11 protein-coding genes are annotated in these 20897 nt (G+C 57.9%); 6 read left to right on the top strand and 5 right to left on the bottom strand.

Annotated features, from left to right (window positions below; translation table 11 throughout):
- The first annotated feature begins 11 nt into the window (after positions 1-11).
- The 4 genes from dgcA (at position 12) to etfB (ending at position 6150) form a co-directional block, all read left to right on the top strand.
- Positions 12-2072, top strand: a complete 2061-nt coding sequence (dgcA, locus tag V476_RS09160) for a dimethylglycine demethylation protein DgcA (protein WP_004415601.1) — start codon at positions 12-14, stop codon at positions 2070-2072.
- 109 nt (positions 2073-2181) lie between these two features.
- Positions 2182-4143: a dimethylglycine demethylation protein DgcB gene (dgcB, locus tag V476_RS09155; RefSeq protein ID WP_024961217.1), complete on the top strand. Its 1962-nt coding sequence runs from the start codon at positions 2182-2184 to the stop codon at positions 4141-4143.
- Complete coding sequence (gene etfA / locus V476_RS09150; protein ID WP_024961218.1) at positions 4143-5363, top strand: electron transfer flavoprotein subunit alpha; 1221 nt, start codon at positions 4143-4145, stop codon at positions 5361-5363. The genes dgcB and etfA overlap by 1 nt, the downstream gene beginning before the upstream one ends.
- On the top strand, positions 5353-6150 hold the full coding sequence (gene etfB, locus V476_RS09145) for an electron transfer flavoprotein subunit beta (protein WP_024961219.1): 798 nt from the start codon (positions 5353-5355) through the stop codon (positions 6148-6150). Before etfA ends, etfB begins: the two co-directional genes overlap by 11 nt.
- A 2-nt stretch (positions 6151-6152) precedes the next feature.
- Here etfB and V476_RS09140 read toward each other — a convergent pair whose 3' ends face one another.
- From V476_RS09140 to gbcA, 3 genes are all read right to left on the bottom strand, one after another.
- On the bottom strand, positions 6153-13286 hold the full coding sequence (locus V476_RS09140; RefSeq protein WP_080278618.1) for a phosphoinositide-specific phospholipase C-related protein: 7134 nt from the start codon (positions 13284-13286) through the stop codon (positions 6153-6155).
- Between the two features lie 769 nt (positions 13287-14055).
- Complete coding sequence (locus tag V476_RS09130; RefSeq protein WP_024961222.1) at positions 14056-16500, bottom strand: fibronectin type III domain-containing protein; 2445 nt, start codon at positions 16498-16500, stop codon at positions 14056-14058.
- Between the two features lie 179 nt (positions 16501-16679).
- Complete coding sequence (gbcA, locus tag V476_RS09125) at positions 16680-17978, bottom strand: glycine-betaine demethylase subunit GbcA (RefSeq protein WP_004415612.1); 1299 nt, start codon at positions 17976-17978, stop codon at positions 16680-16682.
- A 309-nt stretch (positions 17979-18287) separates the two neighbouring features.
- Between gbcA and gbcB the strand changes: the two genes are divergently transcribed.
- Together gbcB and V476_RS28090 are read left to right on the top strand one after the other, a co-directional pair.
- A complete protein-coding gene (gbcB, locus tag V476_RS09120; RefSeq protein ID WP_003393669.1) occupies positions 18288-19388 on the top strand; it encodes a glycine-betaine demethylase subunit GbcB in 1101 nt (366 codons plus the stop codon).
- Positions 19389-19702: 314 nt separating this feature from the next.
- Positions 19703-19879, top strand: coding sequence for a hypothetical protein (locus tag V476_RS28090; protein WP_154218250.1), 177 nt, complete (start codon positions 19703-19705; stop codon positions 19877-19879).
- A 172-nt stretch (positions 19880-20051) separates the two neighbouring features.
- On the opposite strand, the gene V476_RS09115 is transcribed toward V476_RS28090, so the two are convergent.
- Together V476_RS09115 and V476_RS09110 are read right to left on the bottom strand one after the other, a co-directional pair.
- The gene (locus V476_RS09115) at positions 20052-20324 is read right to left on the bottom strand and encodes a hypothetical protein (protein ID WP_003347256.1); all 273 of its coding nucleotides are present in this window, start codon (positions 20322-20324) and stop codon (positions 20052-20054) included.
- Positions 20325-20443: 119 nt separating this feature from the next.
- The gene (locus V476_RS09110; RefSeq protein WP_024961223.1) at positions 20444-20674 is read right to left on the bottom strand and encodes a DUF6124 family protein; all 231 of its coding nucleotides are present in this window, start codon (positions 20672-20674) and stop codon (positions 20444-20446) included.
- Positions 20675-20897 lie beyond the last annotated feature (223 nt).

The raw sequence follows: 20897 nt of genomic DNA, 5'->3' as shown, positions 1-20897 counted from the left end.
AGGATCGGGTTATGGCTTTCGAAGCGATGTTCCAGCCGATCCAGATCGGCAAACTCACCATCCGCAATCGCGTGCTGAGCACCGCGCACGCCGAGGTTTACGCCACCGATGGCGGCATGACCACGGATCGTTACGTGAAGTACTACGAGGAGAAAGCCAAGGGCGGCATCGGTCTGGCCATTTGTGGCGGCTCTTCAAGCGTGGCCATCGACAGCCCGCAAAGCTGGTGGAAGTCGGTCAACCTGGCGACCGACAGAATCATCCCGCACTTCCAGAACCTCGCCGACGCCATGCACAAGCATGGCGCCAAGATCATGATCCAGATTACCCACATGGGCCGTCGCTCACGTTGGGATGGCGATCACTGGCCGACCCTGCTGTCGCCATCGGGCATCCGCGAGCCGGTACACCGGGCAACCTGTAAAACCATCGAGCCGGAAGAAATCTGGCGGGTGATCGGCAATTACGCCAGCGCTGCGGCGCGTGCCAAGGCCGGTGGTCTGGACGGCGTCGAGTTGTCGGCGGTGCATCAGCACATGATCGACCAGTTCTGGAGCCCGCGCGTCAACAAGCGTACCGACGAGTGGGGCGGCAGTTTCGAGAACCGCATGCGTTTCGGTCTGGAGGTGATCAAGGCGGTGCGCAAGGAAGTCGGTCCCGACTTCTGTGTGGGGCTGCGCCTCTGCGGCGACGAGTTTCATCCCGATGGCCTCAGCCACGAGGACATGAAACAGATCGCCAAGTATTACGACGACACCGGCATGATCGACTTCATCGGCGTGGTGGGCTCTGGGTGTGACACCCACAACACCCTGGCCAACGTCATTCCCAACATGAGTTATCCACCGGAGCCGTTCCTGCACCTGGCGGCCGGGATCAAGGAAGTGGTCAAGGCCCCGGTGCTGCACGCGCAGAACATCAAGGACCCGAACCAGGCAACCCGAATTCTGGAAGGCGGTTATGTCGACATGGTCGGCATGACCCGTGCGCACATTGCCGATCCGCACCTGATCGCCAAGATCAAGATGGGCCAGATCGATCAGATCAAACAGTGCGTCGGTGCCAACTACTGCATCGATCGCCAGTATCAGGGCCTGGATGTGCTGTGCATCCAGAACGCCGCCACATCCCGCGAATACATGGGCGTGCCGCACATCATCGAGAAATCCGCCGGACCCAGGCGCAAGGTCGTGGTGGTCGGCGCCGGTCCTGCCGGGATGGAAGCTGCGCGCGTCTCTGCAGAACGCGGCCATGACGTGACCCTGTTCGAGAAAAAGGACTTCATCGGCGGGCAGATCACCACCGCATCGAAGGCACCGCAGCGCGACCAGATCGCCGGCATCACGCGCTGGTTCCAGCTGGAGCTGGCGCGCCTGAAAGTCGACCTGCGTCTGGGGACCGCCGCGGATGCGGCAACCATTCTCGACCTGCGCCCGGACATCGTGGTGCTGGCGGTCGGCGGTCATCCGTTTCTGGAGCAGAACGAACACTGGGGGGCCGCTGAAGGCCTGGTGGTCAGCAGTTGGGATGTGCTGGACGGCAAGGTGGCGCCGGGCAAGAACGTGCTGGTCTACGACACGATTTGCGAGTTTACCGGCATGTCGGTGGCCGACTTTCTGGCCGACAAGGGCTGCCAGGTCGAAATCGTCACCGATGACATCAAGCCGGGCGTGGCGATTGGCGGAACCTCGTTCCCGACCTACTACCGCAGCATGTACCCCAAGGAAGTGATCATGACCGGCGACATGATGCTGGAAAAGGTCTATCGCGAGGGCGACAAGCTGGTGGCGGTGCTGGAGAACGAATACACCGGCGCCAAGGAAGAGCGGGTCGTCGATCAGGTGGTGGTGGAAAACGGCGTGCGTCCGGACGAAGCGATCTATTACGCGCTCAAGGAGGGTTCGCGCAACAAGGGCCAGATTGACATCGACGCGCTGTTCGCCATTCAGCCACAGCCATCGTTGAGCCAGCCGGGTGACGGTTACCTGCTGTTTCGTATCGGCGATTGCGTGGCGCAGCGTAATACCCACGCGGCGATCTATGACGGCTTGCGGCTGTGCAAGGATTTTTAAAGGCAGCTGCAAGCTGTGAGCTGCAAGCGGCAAGTAAAAGCGTTTGCCCCGTGCTTTTTTCTTGAAGCTTGTAGCTTGACGCTTGCAGCTCGCACCTGAGGTCAACGTGATGCTAGACACTCTTCTTCCAATCCTGCTGTTCAGCGCCCTGGCCCTTGCGGCGCTGGGCGCCTGGCGGCGGGTAACCCTGTGGCGCAACGGTCGGTCCTCGAAAGTCGATTGGCTGGGTGGGCTGCTGGCCATGCCCAAGCGTTACATGGTCGATCTGCATCATGTGGTCGCGCGTGACAAATATATCGCCAACACCCACGTGGCCACCGCAGGCGGCGCGGTGGCCTCGATTGTGCTGGCGATTCTGGTGCACGGTTTCGGTCTGCATAATCGCCTGCTTGGCTATGCGCTGCTGTTGATGACGGCGGTGATGTTTGTCGGTGCGGTGTTTGTCTATCTTCGTCGTCTCAACCCGCCTGCGCGTCTGTCGAAAGGGCCGTGGATGCGCCTGCCGAAAAGCCTCATGGCGTTTTCTGCGAGCTTTTTTCTGGTCACGTTGCCGGTGGCGGGCATTCTTCCAGAGCACTTCGGCGGCTGGGTGCTGGTGGTCGTTCTTGGGCTGGGCGTACTGTGGGGCGTGAGCGAACTGTTTTTCGGCATGACTTGGGGCGGGCCGATGAAGCACGCCTTCGCCGGGGCGCTGCACCTGGCCTGGCATCGCCGGGCCGAGCGTTTTGGTGGCGGACGTTCTACGGGCCTGAAACCGCTGGACCTGAACGATCGCAGCGCGCCGCTGGGCGTGGAGAAACCCCAGGACTTCACCTGGAATCAACTGCTGGGCTTCGACGCCTGCGTGCAGTGCGGCAAGTGCGAGGCTGCCTGCCCGGCGTTTGCGGCAGGCCAGCCACTCAACCCCAAAAAGTTGATTCAGGACATGGTGGTCGGCCTTGCCGGTGGCACTGACGCAAAATTTGCGGGCAGTCCGTATCCATCGCTGGACGGCAAAGGCAAGCCGCTGGGCGAGCATGGCGGCAATCCTCATCAACCCATCGTCAACGGGCTGGTGGATGCCGAAACGCTGTGGTCCTGCACCACATGCCGGGCCTGCGTCGAAGAGTGCCCGATGATGATCGAGCACGTCGATGCCATCGTCGATATGCGCCGCCACCTGACCCTCGAAAAAGGCGCAACGCCGAACAAGGGCGCCGAAGTGCTGGACAACCTGATCGCCACCGACAACCCCGGCGGGTTTGCGCCGGGCGGGCGAATGAACTGGGCGGCGGATCTGAACCTGACGCTGCTCAGCGAGAAAAAAACCGTGGATGTGCTGTTCTGGGTGGGTGATGGCGCGTTCGATATGCGTAACCAACGCACCCTGCGCGCGTTCGTCAAAGTCCTCAAGGCGGCCGGTGTGGATTTCGCCGTGCTGGGCCTCGAAGAACGCGACAGCGGCGACGTGGCGCGACGTTTGGGTGATGAAGCGACCTTCCAGACGCTCGCCCGACGCAACATTCAGACCCTGTCCCAGTACAGCTTCCAACGTATCGTGACTTGCGACCCGCACAGCTTTCATGTGCTGAAAAACGAATATGGCGCTTTTGGCGGTGACTATCAGGTGCAGCATCACAGCGCCTTCATGGCCGAGCTGGTGCGCAACGGCGCCCTGACGCTGGGCCAGCACAAAGGGGCCAGCGTGACCTATCACGATCCGTGCTACCTGGGCCGTTACAACGGCGAGTACGAGGCGCCGCGTGAAGTGCTGCGTGCGCTGGGGATCGAGATCAGGGAAATGCAGCGCTCGGGCTTCCGTTCTCGCTGCTGCGGTGGCGGTGGCGGCGCGCCGATCACTGACATTCCCGGCAGACAACGGATTCCCGACATGCGTATGGACGACATCCGTGAAACCGCCGCCGAACTGGTCGCGGTAGGTTGTCCACAGTGTACCGCCATGCTCGAAGGCGTTGTCGAACCGCGACCGCTGATCAAGGACATTGCCGAACTGGTGGCCGATGCGCTGATTGAGGACGTTGTCCCCAGCACGCCAACGCCTGCCAAACGTGAACCCGCGGAGGTGCTCTGATGAGTGACATTATCCGCCGTGATCCACGCGCCGAGTGGATCGCCCGCAATCGACTGCACCCACTGCATGCGGTCATGCAGCCGGCGCAAAACAGCTGGATGGGGCCGAACGGCCTGATGCGCAAAAACGTGCATGGTCAGGGTTTTATCGGCCCCAACGGTATCAAGCGCATTGACCGCAGCGGCTTGCAACAGGGCGGCGCGGTCAAGCGTTCGGTTGCTGCCGACGTGCAGTTGCCGCTGCATATCCTCGTCGAGCCAGCGTTCTATATCACGGTGGTGCCCGATATGGTCGGCGGCCGTCTGAGCAGCCACGACCGTGACTTGCTGGGGCTGGCGCGTCAGTTGGCGGGGGCCGACGGTGCGGTGCTGGCGGTGGTGTTCGGCGAGCACAAGGAAGCTGCATTCGACACTGCGGGCGTGGATCGGCTGTTGCTTATCGACGGTGCCGAGTTCGACGGTTACTCACCGGAACAGCGCGTGCAGGGTTTGCGGGCTGTGGATAACCAGTTCAACCCGCGCCACTGGCTATTGCCGGACAGCCGCAGCGGCGGTGGTGAACTGGGTAGACGTTTTGCCGCCAGCATCGGCGAGCGACCTGCAACGCGGGTCTGGCAGGTCAAGGACCAATTGTGCATAAGTCGGGCAGGCGCTGGCCGCGAAGACCTGGTCCGGCCTCTGGGGCGCTTGATTCTGGCCGCTGTGGAGTGCGCCGAACCGGTCAGCGAAACCCGTCACGAGGTATTACCGGTCGAGTTGTCCACAGGCGTGGCGCGCAGTCTGCCGCGTATCGAGGACCTGGGAGCGGTAGCCGTCGATCCCCGGGTTATCCCCATGGCTGAAGCCGAATTCATTCTGTCTGGCGGCAATGGCGTCAGGGACTGGGACCTGTTTCATCAGGCCGCTTCGGCTCTCGGTGCCACCGAAGGGGCGTCGCGGGTGGCGGTGGACGATGGTTTCATGGGCCGCGAACGGCAGGTCGGCGCGAGTGGCACCTGGGTGACCGCAAGGGTGTATGTTGCCGTCGGTATTTCCGGAGCCATCCAGCACCTGCAGGGCATCGGCGCCTGTGACAAGGTCATTGCGATCAATCTGGATGCGGGGTGCGACATGGTCAAGCGCGCTGATCTATCGGTCATCGACGAGAGCGCCGAAGTACTCACGGCGCTGATCGCCGCCGTCGAAGCCTGGCGCAGCGGAGGTAAACGCGATGCAGCCTGAAGTGTCTGTGGATAAGCATGCGGTACAGATCATCAGTCTGGTGTCCATCGGGGCGCATCCGACATCAGGTCGTGCGCGCCGCGCTGAACAGGATGCGCGGGCCGTCGAGCTCGGTTTGCAATTGGCTGGGGATAACTTGCAGGTGCTGCACGCCGGCAATGCCGAAGAACCGGCGCTGCGTGCTTACCTTGGCATGGGGCTCAACGAGCTGCATGTGCTGGAGCAACCCGAGGGCGCCGATGCGCTGGTTGCGTTGACTGACTACCTCCGGGATTCTGCCGCACAGGTGGTGTTGGCTGGCAGCCAGGCTGAAACCGGTGAAGGGTCGGGCATGCTGCCCTTTCTGTTGGCTGAGAGGCTGGGCTGGCCACTGGTGACCGGTCTGGCTGAAGTCGAATCGCTGAATAACGGCAGCGCGCTGGTCTTGCAGGCTCTGCCTCGCGGCCAGCGTCGCCGGCTGAAGGTTCGTCTGCCGTTTCTGGCCACTGTGGATAACGCAGCTCCCAAACCCCGGCAGAGTGCGTTCGGGCCTGCGCAGCGTGGCACGCTGGACACCGAAATGGTTCAGGTCGTTGCCGATGAGTTATTGACCGCCCAAGCGCTGCAGCCAGCCAGACCGCGACCCAAACGCCTGAAAGTGATCAAGGCCAAGAGCGGCGCTGATCGCATGAAAGCCGCCACTGCCAAGGCCAATGGCGGCGGGGGCCAGGTGCTGAAGGGGCTGCGCCCTGAAGAGGGCGCAGCCGCGATTCTGAAGCTGTTGATCGATGAGGGCGTCGTAAAGTAAGGCTAGGGTCCTGTGCTGGCCTCTTCGACGGGCGGTTTGCCTTTCTGTTGGGAGGCGGGCCGGAAGTAGGCATAGGAAATACTCCCGTCCAGACCACCGCCATTGCTGACCTCGACTTTGACATCCGCGTTTTCGTAACTGCGGTTGAAACTGGAAATCGTGATGGGTAACAAAATGGCCCGTTTGAATGTCACGCCTGTACGGCCTTGACCAAAGCCGCCGTCCGGCCTGCCAGTAACCGAGAACACTGATCCCTTGCCGGCCTTGAGTATTTTGGCTGAGCGTATTTCATCGTTGTCGCAGCCAAAGCTGTTGTTGCCGTTGCCCATCTTGAATTGTCTGTCCACATTGAAAGGCACCGTGCAGACAATATTCTGTGTGGCCCCATTGGCTTCATAAAACACAATGCTTGCGTCGCTGATGTCGTTATCGTCTGGCTTGTTAAGCACTCTTATTCGTGAAACCTTACCGTCGAGCCCGTTATTGCGAGAGGCGAGCTTACGGTAATAGAACGTATCGGTCGTGCCCTCGAATGAATCGATTCGCACCCTTTTGCCCATGGGGACCGATTGTTTGACGTCTATGATCGTGAAGTCATCTTGCCGGTCACCGTTGGGGTTGTCGTACAGTTCGATACGCGTGCCTGCGCGGACGCCCTCCAGTTCCATGGACCTGACCTCATCGTTTTCACACCCGTTCGATGCCAGCCTTATGTCATATTGAACGCCGCTGTTGCCGCCGCTCTGATTAGCCGGCAATACGCAGGAGGTGTCCCCTCCACGATCGGCATAGTTGCGTTCGTAGAAATAAAGACCGCCTTGAGAAAGCGTCGCGGCATAGGGCAGTGCGTCACCCACCTGGTTGAAATCAATGCCCAGATAGTTGGGTTTGCGCCAACCGGTCGCTTCACCGCAATGGTTTTCTACCCTGCGCTGCAACCAGGTCAGGTTGTTATCCACGTCCCCTGCATGCAGCGTAGTACTGCCCCAGGCATGGAATTGATTGAGGACAAATAACCGCGGCAGGCCGCCGTCTCGGGTGCGTAACGAAAGGTCCATGTAACCGTAGCGGCTTTTGCACTGCCAGTCATGCACCAGCGACGTTGTACCCAGGTTATAGGTGTTCTCGACTTCTGTATCGGGTGCCCAAAGAACCTCGGCCTGCTTGCCGGCCAGCGTGTACCTTTTGGCCACTTCTCCGTTCGATAACATGACGAGGCGTTTGTTACTATCGATCATTTCCCTAAGCGTTGGCCAGCTGTATCCATTGGACACATGGCTGTAATCTGCCAATTCCGGCACTTGCTCCAGCACCGGACGCAGTTCGTCTGAGCTCAGCGTCGATTCGAACAGCAGGGAAATGACGGCATTTCGGTCTTTCTGCATATAGGCAACAAACTCTCTGAGTACGTCGCTTAACAAGGGCGCGTCCGCCCAGCATGCACCGATCGCCGGCAGATGGCATACCCGAACCCGTTTTTGCCCGTTGTAATCGCCCACATCCATGTGAATATCCAGCATAAACCCCCTGATACCGCGTTCCAGTTGCGGGGTAATGGCGTCCAGATAAGCGTTGTGCGCGGTGACCCAGGTGTACTGATCGAATGGCCTGGTAAAATCATTGATGCCCGGCGCTGCATAAGCGTCCTTGTTGACCTTGATCCAGTAGGCGTTTTCTGTTTCGGCGGTCGGGTAGTACCAATAGTGCGTCGCCGCGTTACCGGAAAATTTCGAACGGTAAAAATTGGTGTTATTCAGCGAGTGAATGGCGCCAGGATAAGTAGGCTCGTTCCATTCCTTCGGGTCCTGCCAGGTGCCTGCATGCTTGCCGGCATAGGTCCAGAAGCCATTGTCTGCGGCACCAGCAGGGTAATACCAGTTGTGTCTGGCAGGGCTGCCCTCCTGCAAGGCTTTGAAGAACCACGTCTGGCCGTCGTGATCGTAACGATGGATTTCCCCCACACGCGTAAATTCGTTCCACGTTTTGGGATCGGCGTAGTTACCTTCATTTTTGTAGAGGTATGTCCAGTCTGACGTGCTGTATTCCGAGGTCGGAAAGTACCAGCCTTTTTCAGAAGGACGACCCTCTTTTTCTGCGCGGAATAACAACCGTTCGCCCTGGTAGTCGTAGCTGTAGATATCATCCGGGTAGGCGTAGTCGTTCCAGGTATTGGGCACTTGGAGGGTGCCCCGTCCCTTGCTGAAGAACTCCCACCATGTAGAACTCTTGGCGGCAACGGGGGCATCTTTTACGGGCTGACCCTTGGGGTAGTCGTTCTTCCCTGTGAACTTCGACCTGAACAGCATGTGCTGATAGTCGATGGTGGTCTGGTGGACGAGCCCGGCCTGCGTCCAGTCAGCTACGCTTTTGGGCTGTTCGCGTGTTCCGTTGAGGTGCGTGACCTGAAGAAACTTCCAGGCCGGTGACTTTTCGACCAGAGCCGGAGGCTTCTTTTCTTCGTCCGCATCCAGTGGCGCGTTCGGAGGCAGCGTCCACTTGTCCTGTTCTGGAATGCCCTCCTTGTCGGAGTTCACGCTAAACAATAAACGCATCCTGCTGACTTCACGCACATGAACGGTACCGCGCCAGCTGACTTCGTCCCATTCCTTGGGGTCATTGAGCGTGCCCGCGTTTCTCGAAATGCCATAGAAAATCCAGTTTTCGGTGTCTCCTCGGTTGGCGGGGAATGGCCATTGGTTTAAAGAGGGAACACCGCTGTTTTTCGCGATGAAATAATGATCACCGTCCACTCGGGTTGTTTTTACATAGTCGCCCGGTATGACGGGCTCCTTCTCATCCTTGGGATCGCTGATAGTACCGGCGTGTCTTTCGGTTGCTGCGTATAGGTAATAGGCATTGCTCGTGGCGTCTGTGGGGTAGGTCCAGTGCTGCTGGTTGGGTATCCCGGCGATCCTCGCTTTGAAATAGAAGCGTATACCGTCTTTTTCTACGCGATGAATCGCTCCCCTCCAGGTGACTTCATCAGGTCCATGAGGGTCGGCAAAAGTGCCTGCATGCGACGTCGTGCCGTAATAGGCCCACTGCTCGGTGCTGCTTTCATCTGTCGGGTAGTACCAGCCATGGTCTGAGGGTGTCCCTGTCATCTGTGCACGGAAATAGAGGGTTTTGCCACCATGCTCATAGCGGTGCAGCCGGCCGGGCCAGGTATATTCGTCCCACTCTTTGGGATCGCTCAGGATGCCTAAGTGCTTGCTGATGCCCACGAAGTGCCAGGACTCGTTATCCGTCGGCGTCATTGGCCGCTCGCCTACCTCTACACCCATTTCGCCGGACTTTTTGGCCTCGAACAGAAATTTCGTTTCCCGGTCCTGATGGATGGCGCCCGCCCAGGTGGGCTGGTCGAAATACTTGGGACTGTTCAGCGTGCCTTGATAAATCGAGTAGCCAACGTGTTCGAAGTTGCTTTCGTTCCCGTAGCCCTCTTCATCATCCATGACATGCCCCCAGATTTTCGATCTGTAGAACGATCGGGTAAAGCTTTCGCCAATGCCGGTGGGGCGCTTCACCACATGCAGGGCGCCTGGCCAGGTTGCATCGGATTCAGGTTTCGGATCGAGCCAGGTGCCCGCGTGAATGCCCATGTCCAGATAAGACCATTGCTCGTTACTGTCAGGCGGTGCCGGATAGTGCCATCCTTCCTGGCCGGGCGCGCCATCAATGAGAGATCTTGCGAAGTAAGCCTTTCCATCGACTTCAAAGCGGTGAATCGCGCCAGGCCAGGTGATTTCGTAAGCATCCTTGGGCGATTGCAAGGTGCCTGCAAACTCACTTTTGCCGACATACGACCAGTCTTCATTGTCTCGCTGCGAGTCAGGCAGTGCGCGTTCAGCGTTGAAAACCCCGGCAAAACGAGCCTGATAATATTCGTCTGCTGTGCGGATAACCCTGACGGTGTCTCCAGGTCTGATCACCTCACCCGACTGTATCGGGTCGCGCTGTGTGCCAGCATGGGCAGTCCGGCCTATGAAGGTCCACCAGGCATTGTCGGTTTCTGTCGCAGGCAGGGGATGTTCGGCGCCGATGACTGCCAGGTTGCCCACAATTTTCGAGCTGTAATAGCGTCTGGTGTTTCCGTATTGCCTCATGTGGATGGCGCCGGTCCAGGTCACTTCCTGCTGATCCTTGGGATCGATAATCTCGCCCGAATGCCTGGATTCCCCGACCACCGTCCAGTAATCATTGTCCCCGTCTTGCGGAATCGGCCAGTTGTGTTCGGCAAGCAGTCCATCGACTTTGGAAAGCAGATACAGCGTACGGTCTCTGGCTTGCACCGCATGAATTCTTCCGGGCGAGGTAAAGCCGGAGGAGCCTTTCGGATCGGCCCAGGTGCCTTCTGGAACGTTCGCGCCCAGAGACTCCCAGTACTCGTTGTCGGTCCCGGGCGCGGGGTAACTCCAGTCATTGGCTTGGGGTACGCCGCGTGCGAGGGCGCGGTAATAGAAGTGTTGGCCTTCAATGGTAGTGGCGTGAATCAGCCCCTGGCTGGTCATTTCATCGAAGTCTTTCGGATCGGCAAAAGTACCTTTGTGTCGCACCAGGCCCATCACTTTCCAATACTGAGTGTCGCCCGCAGTCGGCAGAGGCCAATTGTCGGCGATCGGGTTTCCCGACTGCTGAGCGATGTAAAGCTGGCTCCTGCCTGATGAGCTGTACTCATGAACAGCGCCAATCCAGGTTTGGCCGCTCAATGATTTGGGGTCGGCGTAAGTGCCGGCCTGATCGGAAGTAAACATGAATTCCCAGAAGTCTGTGCTTGTCAGCCCTTCGGGGTAGGGTGTTTGCGAAGAGGGCTTTCCGGTCATCTTCGATTTGAGAAACGCCCGTTGCCCATTGATGGTGGCCACGTGTACCGCATCCGGCCAGGTAGGGTCGGTGAAGGGTTTGGGGTCAGAGAAAGTGCCTGCATGTTCTCCGGCGTACTCATAGAAGTCGTTGGACTCTTCACCGGAGGGATATATCGCTCCTGCATCCTGGGCAAATCCGGAAAACCTGCTGCGAAAGAGTTTTTGACGGGTCAGGCCAAGCTGGTCGGCAAAGATTGCGCCGGGCGTGTTGATGTCGTTACGTTCGCGTGGCGTTTCGGCGGTGCCGCCGTTGAGTGAGGACACGTAGCTCCACTGCTCATCGCTTATTTCACCCACCGGATAAACCCACCCCCCTGCAACCGGTTGAGCCTGCTGCCGGGCCGCAAAAATGAGGTGCTGATCTTCATCCAGGTGCAGCGCGCCCGGCCATGTGGCGTCATCACGGCCTTTGAAATCGTCTGCCGTACCGGCGTGTTTGAACACGGTGACGAACTCCCAGTGGGTGTTACTGGCAAGATCACTTGGGTAAGGCGTCGCGGCAGAGGGCATGCCGTCGAACAGTGAGCGCAGCGCTACACGCTGACCCTTGATCGAGGCTTCGTGCAGTGCACCGCCCCGGGTGATGTCATCGAAAGGCTTGAAGTCACTCCATGTGCCCGCGTGCCGGCCTGCGTAGATCCAATAAGGATCGACGGTACCCACCGTCGAGAAGCTGTCGAGATCGTTGGCGGGATAGCCCTCGTAATTGGAAACATAGAATGTGCGCGAGCCTGGAACAGTGTCATCCACGTAGACCGAACCTGCCTGGCTGTAGTCATCGAAGCGCCTCGGGGCTTCGAAAGTGCCCAGCGGTTTTATCTCCGGAATATATGACCAATGCTCGTTGCTTTCTGGCGTGACTGGCAGCGGCCAGTCATGCTCGGAGGGAAAGCCTTCTGCCAGCGAGACAAAATAGACCGGGTTGTGGTCGATCAGCATTTCATGTACTGCACCGGGCCAGGTAAATTCTTGTTGGGTCTTCGGGTCGGCTACTGTTCCTGCATGGAGGGAAGTCCCCAGTGACTGAAACTCGTCGGTCTGGCTGTAATCCCAGCCGGTTTCGGGCGCGGTCCAGGATTTCAGCGCTCGGTACAGTGCTTTCCCCTGGCCCAGCGGTGTTGAATGGATAGCGCCTACCCAAGTGTCGGTGTCCAGATCAGTCCTGGGGTCCCACCAGGTTCCGGCATTCTGGGTGATGTGGTGCACTCCCCAATAAGTGGTATTGGTGGGCAACGTCGGGTAAGGCTGTTCAACCGGCCCTGAGAAATGGGCCGCGAACGAAACCCATTTGCCCTGCATTTTGGCCCGATGCAGTTTTTCCAGCGCCGTGTTTTCTCCAAAGGCCTTCTGGTCTATGTTTGAGCCTTCATGTACACCCCGATAATCCCAGTACTGATTGTTTTGCGGGCCGCTTGGGAATTCTGCGTTCAGAAGGGGCGCAAATCCGATAAACGTGGAGGCGTAGTAGCGACTGCGTAGCGGGGTTAGCGGGTTGCGGTAATAAGAGCCTTGCGACACGCTCATGTCGGTCCAGGGCTTGGTAAGGGCAGCCGGAATGTTTGACCGGGTTCCCGCCAACTTCCAGTACCCAGCGCCTTGCTCTGTGTCGGGTGCAGGCCATCCATCGACGCCTGGGCGTCCGGTGTGCTGCGCCAGATATACGGTCTTGGACTGTTCGAAATACACGAAGACGCCAGGCCATACCAGATCCTGATCGGTCTTCATCGCTTCAGGCGTGCCGGGCTTGTCAAAGAATCCGATGAAGTCCCAGAAATCGTTGCTCTGCGCTGTCGTCGGATAGGGCGTTTGCGGACCGGGCACTCCGCTGATTTTCGAGCTCAGCAAGGCGCTTTTGCCTTCGATCATCGCCAGGTGCAGCGCGCCCTCGCGGGTCGGCTCGTCGAACGGCTTAAGGTCAGGGCCCAGACCTGAATGCTGGCCTGCATAGGTCCAGAATTGCGTCGAATGTGGTGTGTCGGGCAGGGCTGGATCGAGCTGATCAGGCTGGCTGTCGAAGGCTGCGATGTAGAACGCGACGGACTGGCCAGTGTGGGCGGAGAACACGGCTCCCTCGAAAGCGGGTTCTCCGGCCAGTCGTGGTTGTTCGAACGTGCCCGCATTCACTTCCTCGCGGACGCCCGGCACCTGCGCAGCTGACACCGCGGGTGATGCTATGGAAGAGGGGGCGTCTGGCGCAGCACTGACGAGCCAGGCCAATAGCAGGCCTGTGATGAACGCCACTGACAATACAGTCCTTTGATATTTTTTCATGGCACCGGTGCGTCCATTCACAATGGCTCGGAATCGCGTCTTTGATTAATCGAAGAGCGCTGAAAAAAGCCTATGCGCATGGCGCGCGTCGAGGTACTCGCAAACCTGATAGGTTGACGTGGCAGCTCGCCGGGACGGACTTACACACAATCCCTGTGCGTGTGCCTGTGGATAAAGTGTTCGTTAACCGCTGAAGCTCTTGTGGCACGTGGCTTGTGACGTAGCGATCAAAAATTGATCAATCTAAGTGGTTATTTCTATTAGCTTTTTGTGGATAAGCATTCAGGCGCTATCTGTCAGTCACTCATTTTGCCCACAATCTCTGTTGGTGTGACTGTGGACAACTTGTTCGTGGTTGTCTACAGGCCTTATATTCAGAGGGTCTTGATCTGTTGTTCAAAAAATGATCAGGGCGGTGTGCTGCTCGTGAAATCTTCTGGAAAGGGAGGTTTTTTCAGCCATTTCAGACATTGTCCACAGGGCATGGGGGATCTGGGCAAAGTTGTACCCAAAGTCTGTTGGCGCTTCTGTGGATAAGGTGTTCGTGCTCGTCTGTAGCCCAATGAAACCAGGCGCTACAGAGATTTGGTTAAAAAACATACAGGCTCTGTGACTGAGGCGCTCCCCGATAAGTCGTTGTTGTCCGGGCTATTTCCGGCCCGATGAAAAAACGACTTACCCATAAACGCTTTTTGGGTGCTGTGGATAAGTCGTTCAGTTATGACATCGTCACTGTCTGTTTATGAGTCAGAGCCGGTACGCATGAGGCTCACTGCCATTCTTTGGGCCAGTCGCGGAAACCTCTGCCGCCTGCTTGCTCGGTCCAGGGCGCCCATAACGTCGGTGCACTGCCTGGGTACCAGTCTACTTGTGAGTGGTGAGGATTGAGGCAGATGTAAGAGGCACCAGCATGCATCACCTTATCCCCCTTCACGTAGTCAGTATCTGTTTTCCATTCAGGCAATGCGGCGCTGGTCGAGGCCTGCACAACGTTGCTGGGCCCAGACAGTTCCAGATCTTTATCGCGTGCACCGACCAGATACTGATAGGTCTTGCCTGGGGTCAGGCCTCTGACGGTATAAGTCAGTACGGTTGAATCGACGGTCACAGTAGGCGCGTCGAAACTGTAGATATGGTAGACGTCAACGGCAGTACCCCCGGTAGGTGCATCCCATGCCAGTGAAACACTGGTGGTGGTCGCACCTGCCTGACGCAAGTTGCCGGGTGGCGCAGGTCGATCATTGGACGCCTCGGAGCCTGTAGTGGCCAGAAGTTCTTCAGAGAGTCCTGAGCTGTTACCCAGACTGTCGGTCGCGATGATGTGATAACCATAAAGGCGGCTTTGCAGAAGGCCTTCGTCGGTGAAGGGAGGAACCTTGCCCTTGCCTATCGAAACACCCTCGCGGAACAGCTCATAGTGAAACGGACCGCTGGCATCCGTCGAAACACTCCAGTCCAGCGTTATCGATGTGGTGGTCCGCCCGGTTGACCTGAAGTCGACAGGCACTGAAGGTTTTTCGGGTGCTGGATCGGTTGAGACTTCCAACAGGTTACTGACCTCTGACCACTGAGACTGTGTGTCTTTTGCAACTACGTAGTAGGTATACTTTTTACCTGCTGTGAGGCCATTATCGGTATATTCGGGCGGCTGATCAGCGAGGACCGCTGCAATAGGCCAGCCATCCCGGCCAATTGGATACTTGTCGATTCCGATGTCGCTGGAAGACAGTGTCCATTTCAGCGATACACTTTTATCGGTGACGCCTGCCAGGCTCAAGACCGGTGTGGTCGGCTTCGCACCACCGCCACTTCCTGCCTGAGTACTGACGCTGATGGCTGCGGAGAATGCCGAGGTGTTGCCCATGACATCGATGGCACGTACCTGATAACTGTAAGTGGTACCGGGCTGAAGGCCAGTGTCTTCATGCGAAGGACTGTCCGCAAATAGCGATACGCTGTTGTCGCGGCGCAGCTCATAGCGCAGTACCGGGTTCTGGCCTACCGACAGCGACCAGACGAGTTTCACCGAATCCGGGGTTTGTTCGGTTGACCTGAGGCCAGTGGGTACTGAAGGCTTGTCAGGTACGGGCGTTTCGCCGCCGGTGAGATAACCGTAGCGTTTGGCAAACTCCCAGTCATAGGCGCGACCTTTGCTGACGCCGTCATCCCGGTTATCGCCGTCACTGCCTTTACTAATGCCGTTATCCCAGTTGACCGACCAGGTCATCAGGCCGCGAATCGGGTTGCCGTCGTCCTGCAGTTTGTCCAGGGCGTATTTCACGTCGTCCGGATTGATCACATAACCTGTTGCGGCGGCGTCATTATTGGTGGGCAAGCCGATCGCAAGCCTGTTCGCCGGGATTTTGGTAAAGCCACGCGTGCCGTGGATCAGGCTGTCGGTCAGGTAGTAGAGAAATTCCTTTTTGTGGGCATCATTGTTTTGTGTCACCCATAGGTCGAGCTCGTCGACCCATATACCGTCGCCACCCTGGTTGTAGTATTGGGGGGCGATAAAGTCATAAATGTCTTCGAGAGCATTGATGTAGGCCAGGTAAGCCCCGCCGCTTGTCAACGATTCCAGAAGCTTCACAAAGTCTTTTAGAAACGGAAAGTACGTAGTGATTTCTTTCAATACAGGAAGTTTTTTGCTGGCCCTAAGGTAAGGAAACTCAGGGGCCATGCTGATAATGAAGTGTTTGCCTTCAGTGTTGTAATGCTCGCGCACCATTCTCAATGCGGCGGGTAATACGGTCCGGTTATCGGCAAAGGTAATGGCGGCCTGTTCGAGATCGATATCCAGGCCGTCAAAGCCATAGACTTCGACCAGCCGAATGATCTCGTACGCCAGCGCTTCTTCCTGACCGGCATGCAGCTCGATATGCGCATCGGCCCCGCCCAGCGAGATCAGCACCGCACGGCCCTGGGTATTGAGTTCTGCCACTTGCGCACGGAACTCTTCATCACTCATGTTATAAGGCTTGAAGGTCGGTATGCCGGAGCCTTTCATGAAGGCCACTGCGATGATGTTGTACGCTTCATGTATAGCTGTCAGCGGCATTTCGGCAAACATTCCCTGCTGGTAGCCCTGGCCGGGTTCCGAGCGCCAGTTATGCCAGAAGCCCATGAGGATATTTTTCCCGGATATATCCGTCATGGTCGATGCGGCGTCGACCTTCTTGTTTTTATATTGATTGATGATTTTTGGGTTGAGCATGATTCGTGTCTCCGTCCGTTGGATTGACTTCAACGAGAGTTGATCACGAAAGTTTTTTTCACGTAACTGTCAGAAATGACGGTATCGGCGGGAGGGCTTTTGTGTCGGCGTGGCTCGGGCTGACTCGCTTCCAGAATGAAGTGAGTCAGCCCTTGAGGATCGCGTTGGCGGGGTAGACGCTACTCGTGATTGACCGCTACGCCTTTCAAATACGGTGCAGGCTCTGCGCCGAGGTTTTCCAGCATGCGCGAGCTGTACCAGTCGACGAAGTTGACCACGCCGAATTCGTAGGTTTTCGAGTAAGGGCCGGGTTGATAGGCACTGGAGTTGATACCGCGCTGGTTTTCCTCGGCCAGACGACGGTCCTGATCATTAGTGGCGTCCCAGACCTGGCGCATACGCTCGACGTCGTAATCCACGCCTTCGACCGCATCCTTGTGCACAATCCATTTAGTGGAGACCATGGTTTCCTGTGCGCTGATCGGCCACACCGTGAAGACGATGATGTGATCGCCCATGCAGTGGTTCCAGGAATGCGGCAAATGCAGAATGCGCATGGAGCCCAGGTCAGGGTTCTGGATGCGGCCCATCAGTTTCTTGCAGCCGACCTTGCCGTCCATGGTCATCGACACTGTGCCTTTGAGCAGTGGCATGCGCACGATACGGTTGCGCAGGCCGAAGCTGGCGTGGGCGTAGGGAATTTTCTCTGCGTCCCAGGCAGCGGCGGACGCGGCCACATGATCCTTGAAGGTCTGATCGGCGCGGGGATCGGTAACGTCGTCCCATTCCAGCAGCGTCTTGAGCAATTCCGGGTGCGAGCCACTGCAGTGGTAGCACTCGCGGTTGTTTTCCAGCACCAGCTTCCAGTTGGCCTTCTCCATCAAGGTGGTTTGCACCGCCACCTTGGTGTTTTCCATGTCATAGGGTTCCATGTAATGGCGCAGCGTCGACAGGAACTCGTCGATGGCAGGCGGGTTCTCTGCCAGGCTGATGAAAATGTAGCCGCCCGCGGTCTTGACGTGGACCGGCTTGAGGCCGAACTGCTTCATGTCAAAGTCGTCGCCCATCTCGGTACCGGCATACAGCAGGCGACCGTCGAGTTCATACGTCCACTGGTGATAGTGGCAAACCAGTTTGGCGACTTTGCCTTTTTCGGCCGTGCACAGGCGCGAGCCGCGATGGCGGCATACGTTATGGAACGCGTTGACGACACCGTCAGGGCCACGCACGACCAGGATCGGGTTCTTGCCGATCTGCAGCGTGAGGTAATTGCCCTTGGTCGGGATTTCGCACGTCATCCCGGCAATCAGCCACTCTTTGTGAAAGATTTCCTGCATGTCGATTTCAAACAGTCGCTCATCACTGTAGAAGGGCTGCGGCAGCGAGTACGTGCGCTCGCGATTCTGCAGCATCTCGGCAGTGGCCTTGCGTGCAGGTTCCAGCGGATCGCCCAGGCTCAAGGTTGCGGTGACGTCCATCGATTAAATCCCTCATGACCGCGGCATGGGCGGCCTGCGAATGTGGCTGATACGGGTGTGATCGCGTTTCAAGCATGAGGATAGATCAGTCGATCATGCTGATGACCCTTGGTGGCGAGTGTGGAGCCGGGCGCGCAGTGAACCTTATCCATGGGCGACATGGCCGCATCCGTTCCCGACGCGACAGGCCTTGTTGGACGGGGCTGGTCGCGGTAAGTACGTGAATGTCGTTGATAGATAAATGGCCGCCTCGGGCGTTAAGCAGAATCCGCAACATGAGAGGCCGACAGTCGGCCGTGGAGATCGAGTATGTCCCAAAGTTTCCTGAGCCCGGTCACGACCCAGACATGGGCCAACGGGCGTCACCTGGTACGTGTCGTCAAAGTCATCCAGGAAACCTGGGACGTGCGCACGTTTTGCTTCATGGCCGACCAGCCGATCATGTTTTTCTTCAAGCCGGGCCAATTCGTGACCCTGGAGCTGGAGATCGACGGCCTGCCGATCATGCGTTCTTACACTATCTCCAGTTCGCCATCGGTGCCGTACAGTTTTTCGATCACCGTCAAACGCGTGCCGGGCGGCAGGGTTTCCAACTACCTGCATGACACGCTGATTGAAGGGCAGGAGCTGGCGGTACATGGGCCGGTCGGGCTGTTCAACGCCATCGATTTCCCGAACCCTAAGATTCTCTACCTCAGTGGCGGTGTCGGTATCACGCCGGTGATGTCCATGGCGCGCTGGTTCTACGACACCAACGCCAACGTCGACATGGTTTTCGTGCACAGCGCGCGCTCACCGAAAGACATCATCTACCATCGCGAGCTGGAGCACATGGCGTCGCGGATCGACAACTTCAACCTGCACCTGGTCTGTGAAAAACACGGGCTGGGCGAGCCTTGGGCGGGTTATCGCGGCTACCTGAACCAGAAGATGCTTGAACTGATGGCGCCCGACTTCATGGAGCGCGAGGTGTTCTGCTGCGGGCCGACGCCTTACATGACCGCGGTCAAGCGTCTGTTGCAGGAAAACGGCTTCAACATGGCGCAGTACCATGAAGAGTCGTTCGGTGCGACACCGCCAGAAGCCCGCGCCGACGCCGTCGAGCAGGCCGAAATCGCTGCCGACGCGCCGGATGTCGATGCTGCTGACCTGCATCAGGTGGAGTTCACCGACACTGGCAAGAGCATCCGCGTGGGACCGGGCGAAACCGTGCATGCCGCCGCCGCCAAACTCGGCCTGATGATCCCCAAAGCCTGCGGCATGGGCATCTGCGGGACCTGCAAGGTCATGAAGCTGAGCGGTGAAGTCGAGATGGAGCACAACGGCGGCATTACCGACGAGGATGTTGCAGAGGGGTACATTCTGTCCTGCTGCAGCGTGCCGAAGGGCGATGTGCGGATTGAGTATTGAGCACGCCTGAAACCCTGTGACGCAGAGCATCACGAACGGCATACCCACGCGGAGCATGGATACGATAGTCAGAGCCTTATCGTTCCTCACGCTCCAACTGGGAATGCATTGCGTGACGCTCCGCGTCACGGAACTGCGGATTGCGGATTGCGGTGTATCGCGCATGCGGAATGGCTCTGATGCATTTCTGTATCATAAAGACGATTTACACGGAGGTCTCCCGGCAGTAATCATCTCTTGGCACTGCGAGCTGAATGCCTATAACCCCCACAGGACGTGTGATAGGCCTGAACCCTATTTTTACAGGACGCATTATGGATACCTTGAATCCAAAAGCAGATTCATCCGTCAGTCATGAAATAGCTGATCTGGATGCACGCATGAGCGCCAAGGAGTCATTTGCTACACGCATTGGTCTTTTGCCGTTCGCAACCGGAGCTATTGCAGCGCTTATCTCATTGGTTGCAATGCAGGTCATTACTCACCTGTAAGTTGTATCAAGTGCGCTGAATCCCCGTTCATTTGCGGCGGTGGAAGTGCACATTCATCTTTCGGCAACCAGACAATCATGCTCTGGACTAAAACCCCTCGCTCAAAATGTTGCCGAGCATTTGGTGCAACGCGCTCAGAGCGGCATCCTTCTTTGAAGCATAAGCGCTGCGTTTATTGACCTGGTCCACTGTGACTCTGCTTATAAGCCGCCAGCGCGGGCAGCAGTTGCTGGTCGATCGCCTGGCGGACGGCGGGGAGGAGGGTGGCGCTGCCGGTGAGGAGTTGTTCTACCAGGCGTCGCAAGGCGGTCGCGCGTTCGGCGTTGAGGCCGCAGACGGCGTTTGCGCAGGCTTGTTCAGCGGTTGCGCCGCCGGGTGCTTCGAAGCCCAGGGCTCTGAGCTGGCCGAGCAGGTCTTCCTGGTCAATCAAATCCGCGTGCATCATGACGTCTGTTCCTTTGATCGGGCTTTTTCCGATTCTGGAAGGACAACCGCCTGCGGGCAACCCCTGCCTGTCGTGAGTGGCAGGATTGGCTACAAGTGCGTCGTTTTCAGTTCATGCGGTCATTCGGTTTGCAGGTTGTCTATGGTTCTGTCGACCATGACCTTGGCCATTTCCACCAGGTGCATGATCGACAGCGTCATGTCGCGCTGGCTGCCGGTCATGCTGTCGCTGAATTCACAGGCGCTGGTGGCTGCGCAGCGCAGCAAGTCACTGGCATGCATCAGGGCGTCTTCAGGGCTGACATCGGGGTTGGCGGTGAAGAGGGGCGGATCGGGGACGATTTTCAGCATGTGATGTATCTCCTGGAGTTTTAGAAGACCATCACCGTCGGCTACTAATCGAGGGTGGTGATCATGCGCAGGTAGTAGCCCGGTCCAGGAACCCCGGTGCATCCAAAGATGCCCCACGCACGACCACCATAAAAGCGCAGGCCGTGAAAGGGCACCTGCACAAGGTGGCGCAATGCGCCTGGATAACGAGGGCTACTAATCCTCACCGCTGAATATGCAGCGA

The organism is Pseudomonas syringae KCTC 12500 (assembly GCF_000507185.2).
Lineage (GTDB): Bacteria > Pseudomonadota > Gammaproteobacteria > Pseudomonadales > Pseudomonadaceae > Aquipseudomonas > Aquipseudomonas syringae.
The sequence above is the reverse complement of the archived record's forward strand: the minus strand, read 5'-3'. Positions and strand labels throughout refer to the sequence as shown.

Excerpts from the sequence above, each read along its gene's own strand:
- dgcB (WP_024961217.1), top strand. The coding sequence starts at position 2,182 with ATGCTAGACACTCTTCTTCCAATCCTGCTGTTCAGCGCCCTGGCCCTT.
- V476_RS09115 (WP_003347256.1), bottom strand. The coding sequence starts at position 20,324 with ATGATGCACGCGGATTTGATTGACCAGGAAGACCTGCTCGGCCAGCTC.
- etfB (WP_024961219.1), top strand. The coding sequence starts at position 5,353 with ATGCAGCCTGAAGTGTCTGTGGATAAGCATGCGGTACAGATCATCAGT.
- V476_RS09110 (WP_024961223.1), bottom strand. The coding sequence starts at position 20,674 with ATGCTGAAAATCGTCCCCGATCCGCCCCTCTTCACCGCCAACCCCGAT.
- etfA (WP_024961218.1), top strand. The coding sequence starts at position 4,143 with ATGAGTGACATTATCCGCCGTGATCCACGCGCCGAGTGGATCGCCCGC.
- V476_RS09140 (WP_080278618.1), bottom strand. The coding sequence starts at position 13,286 with ATGAAAAAATATCAAAGGACTGTATTGTCAGTGGCGTTCATCACAGGC.
- gbcB (WP_003393669.1), top strand. The coding sequence starts at position 18,288 with ATGTCCCAAAGTTTCCTGAGCCCGGTCACGACCCAGACATGGGCCAAC.
- gbcA (WP_004415612.1), bottom strand. The coding sequence starts at position 17,978 with ATGGACGTCACCGCAACCTTGAGCCTGGGCGATCCGCTGGAACCTGCA.
- dgcA (WP_004415601.1), top strand. The coding sequence starts at position 12 with ATGGCTTTCGAAGCGATGTTCCAGCCGATCCAGATCGGCAAACTCACC.
- V476_RS09130 (WP_024961222.1), bottom strand. The coding sequence starts at position 16,500 with ATGCTCAACCCAAAAATCATCAATCAATATAAAAACAAGAAGGTCGAC.
- V476_RS28090 (WP_154218250.1), top strand. The coding sequence starts at position 19,703 with ATGGATACCTTGAATCCAAAAGCAGATTCATCCGTCAGTCATGAAATA.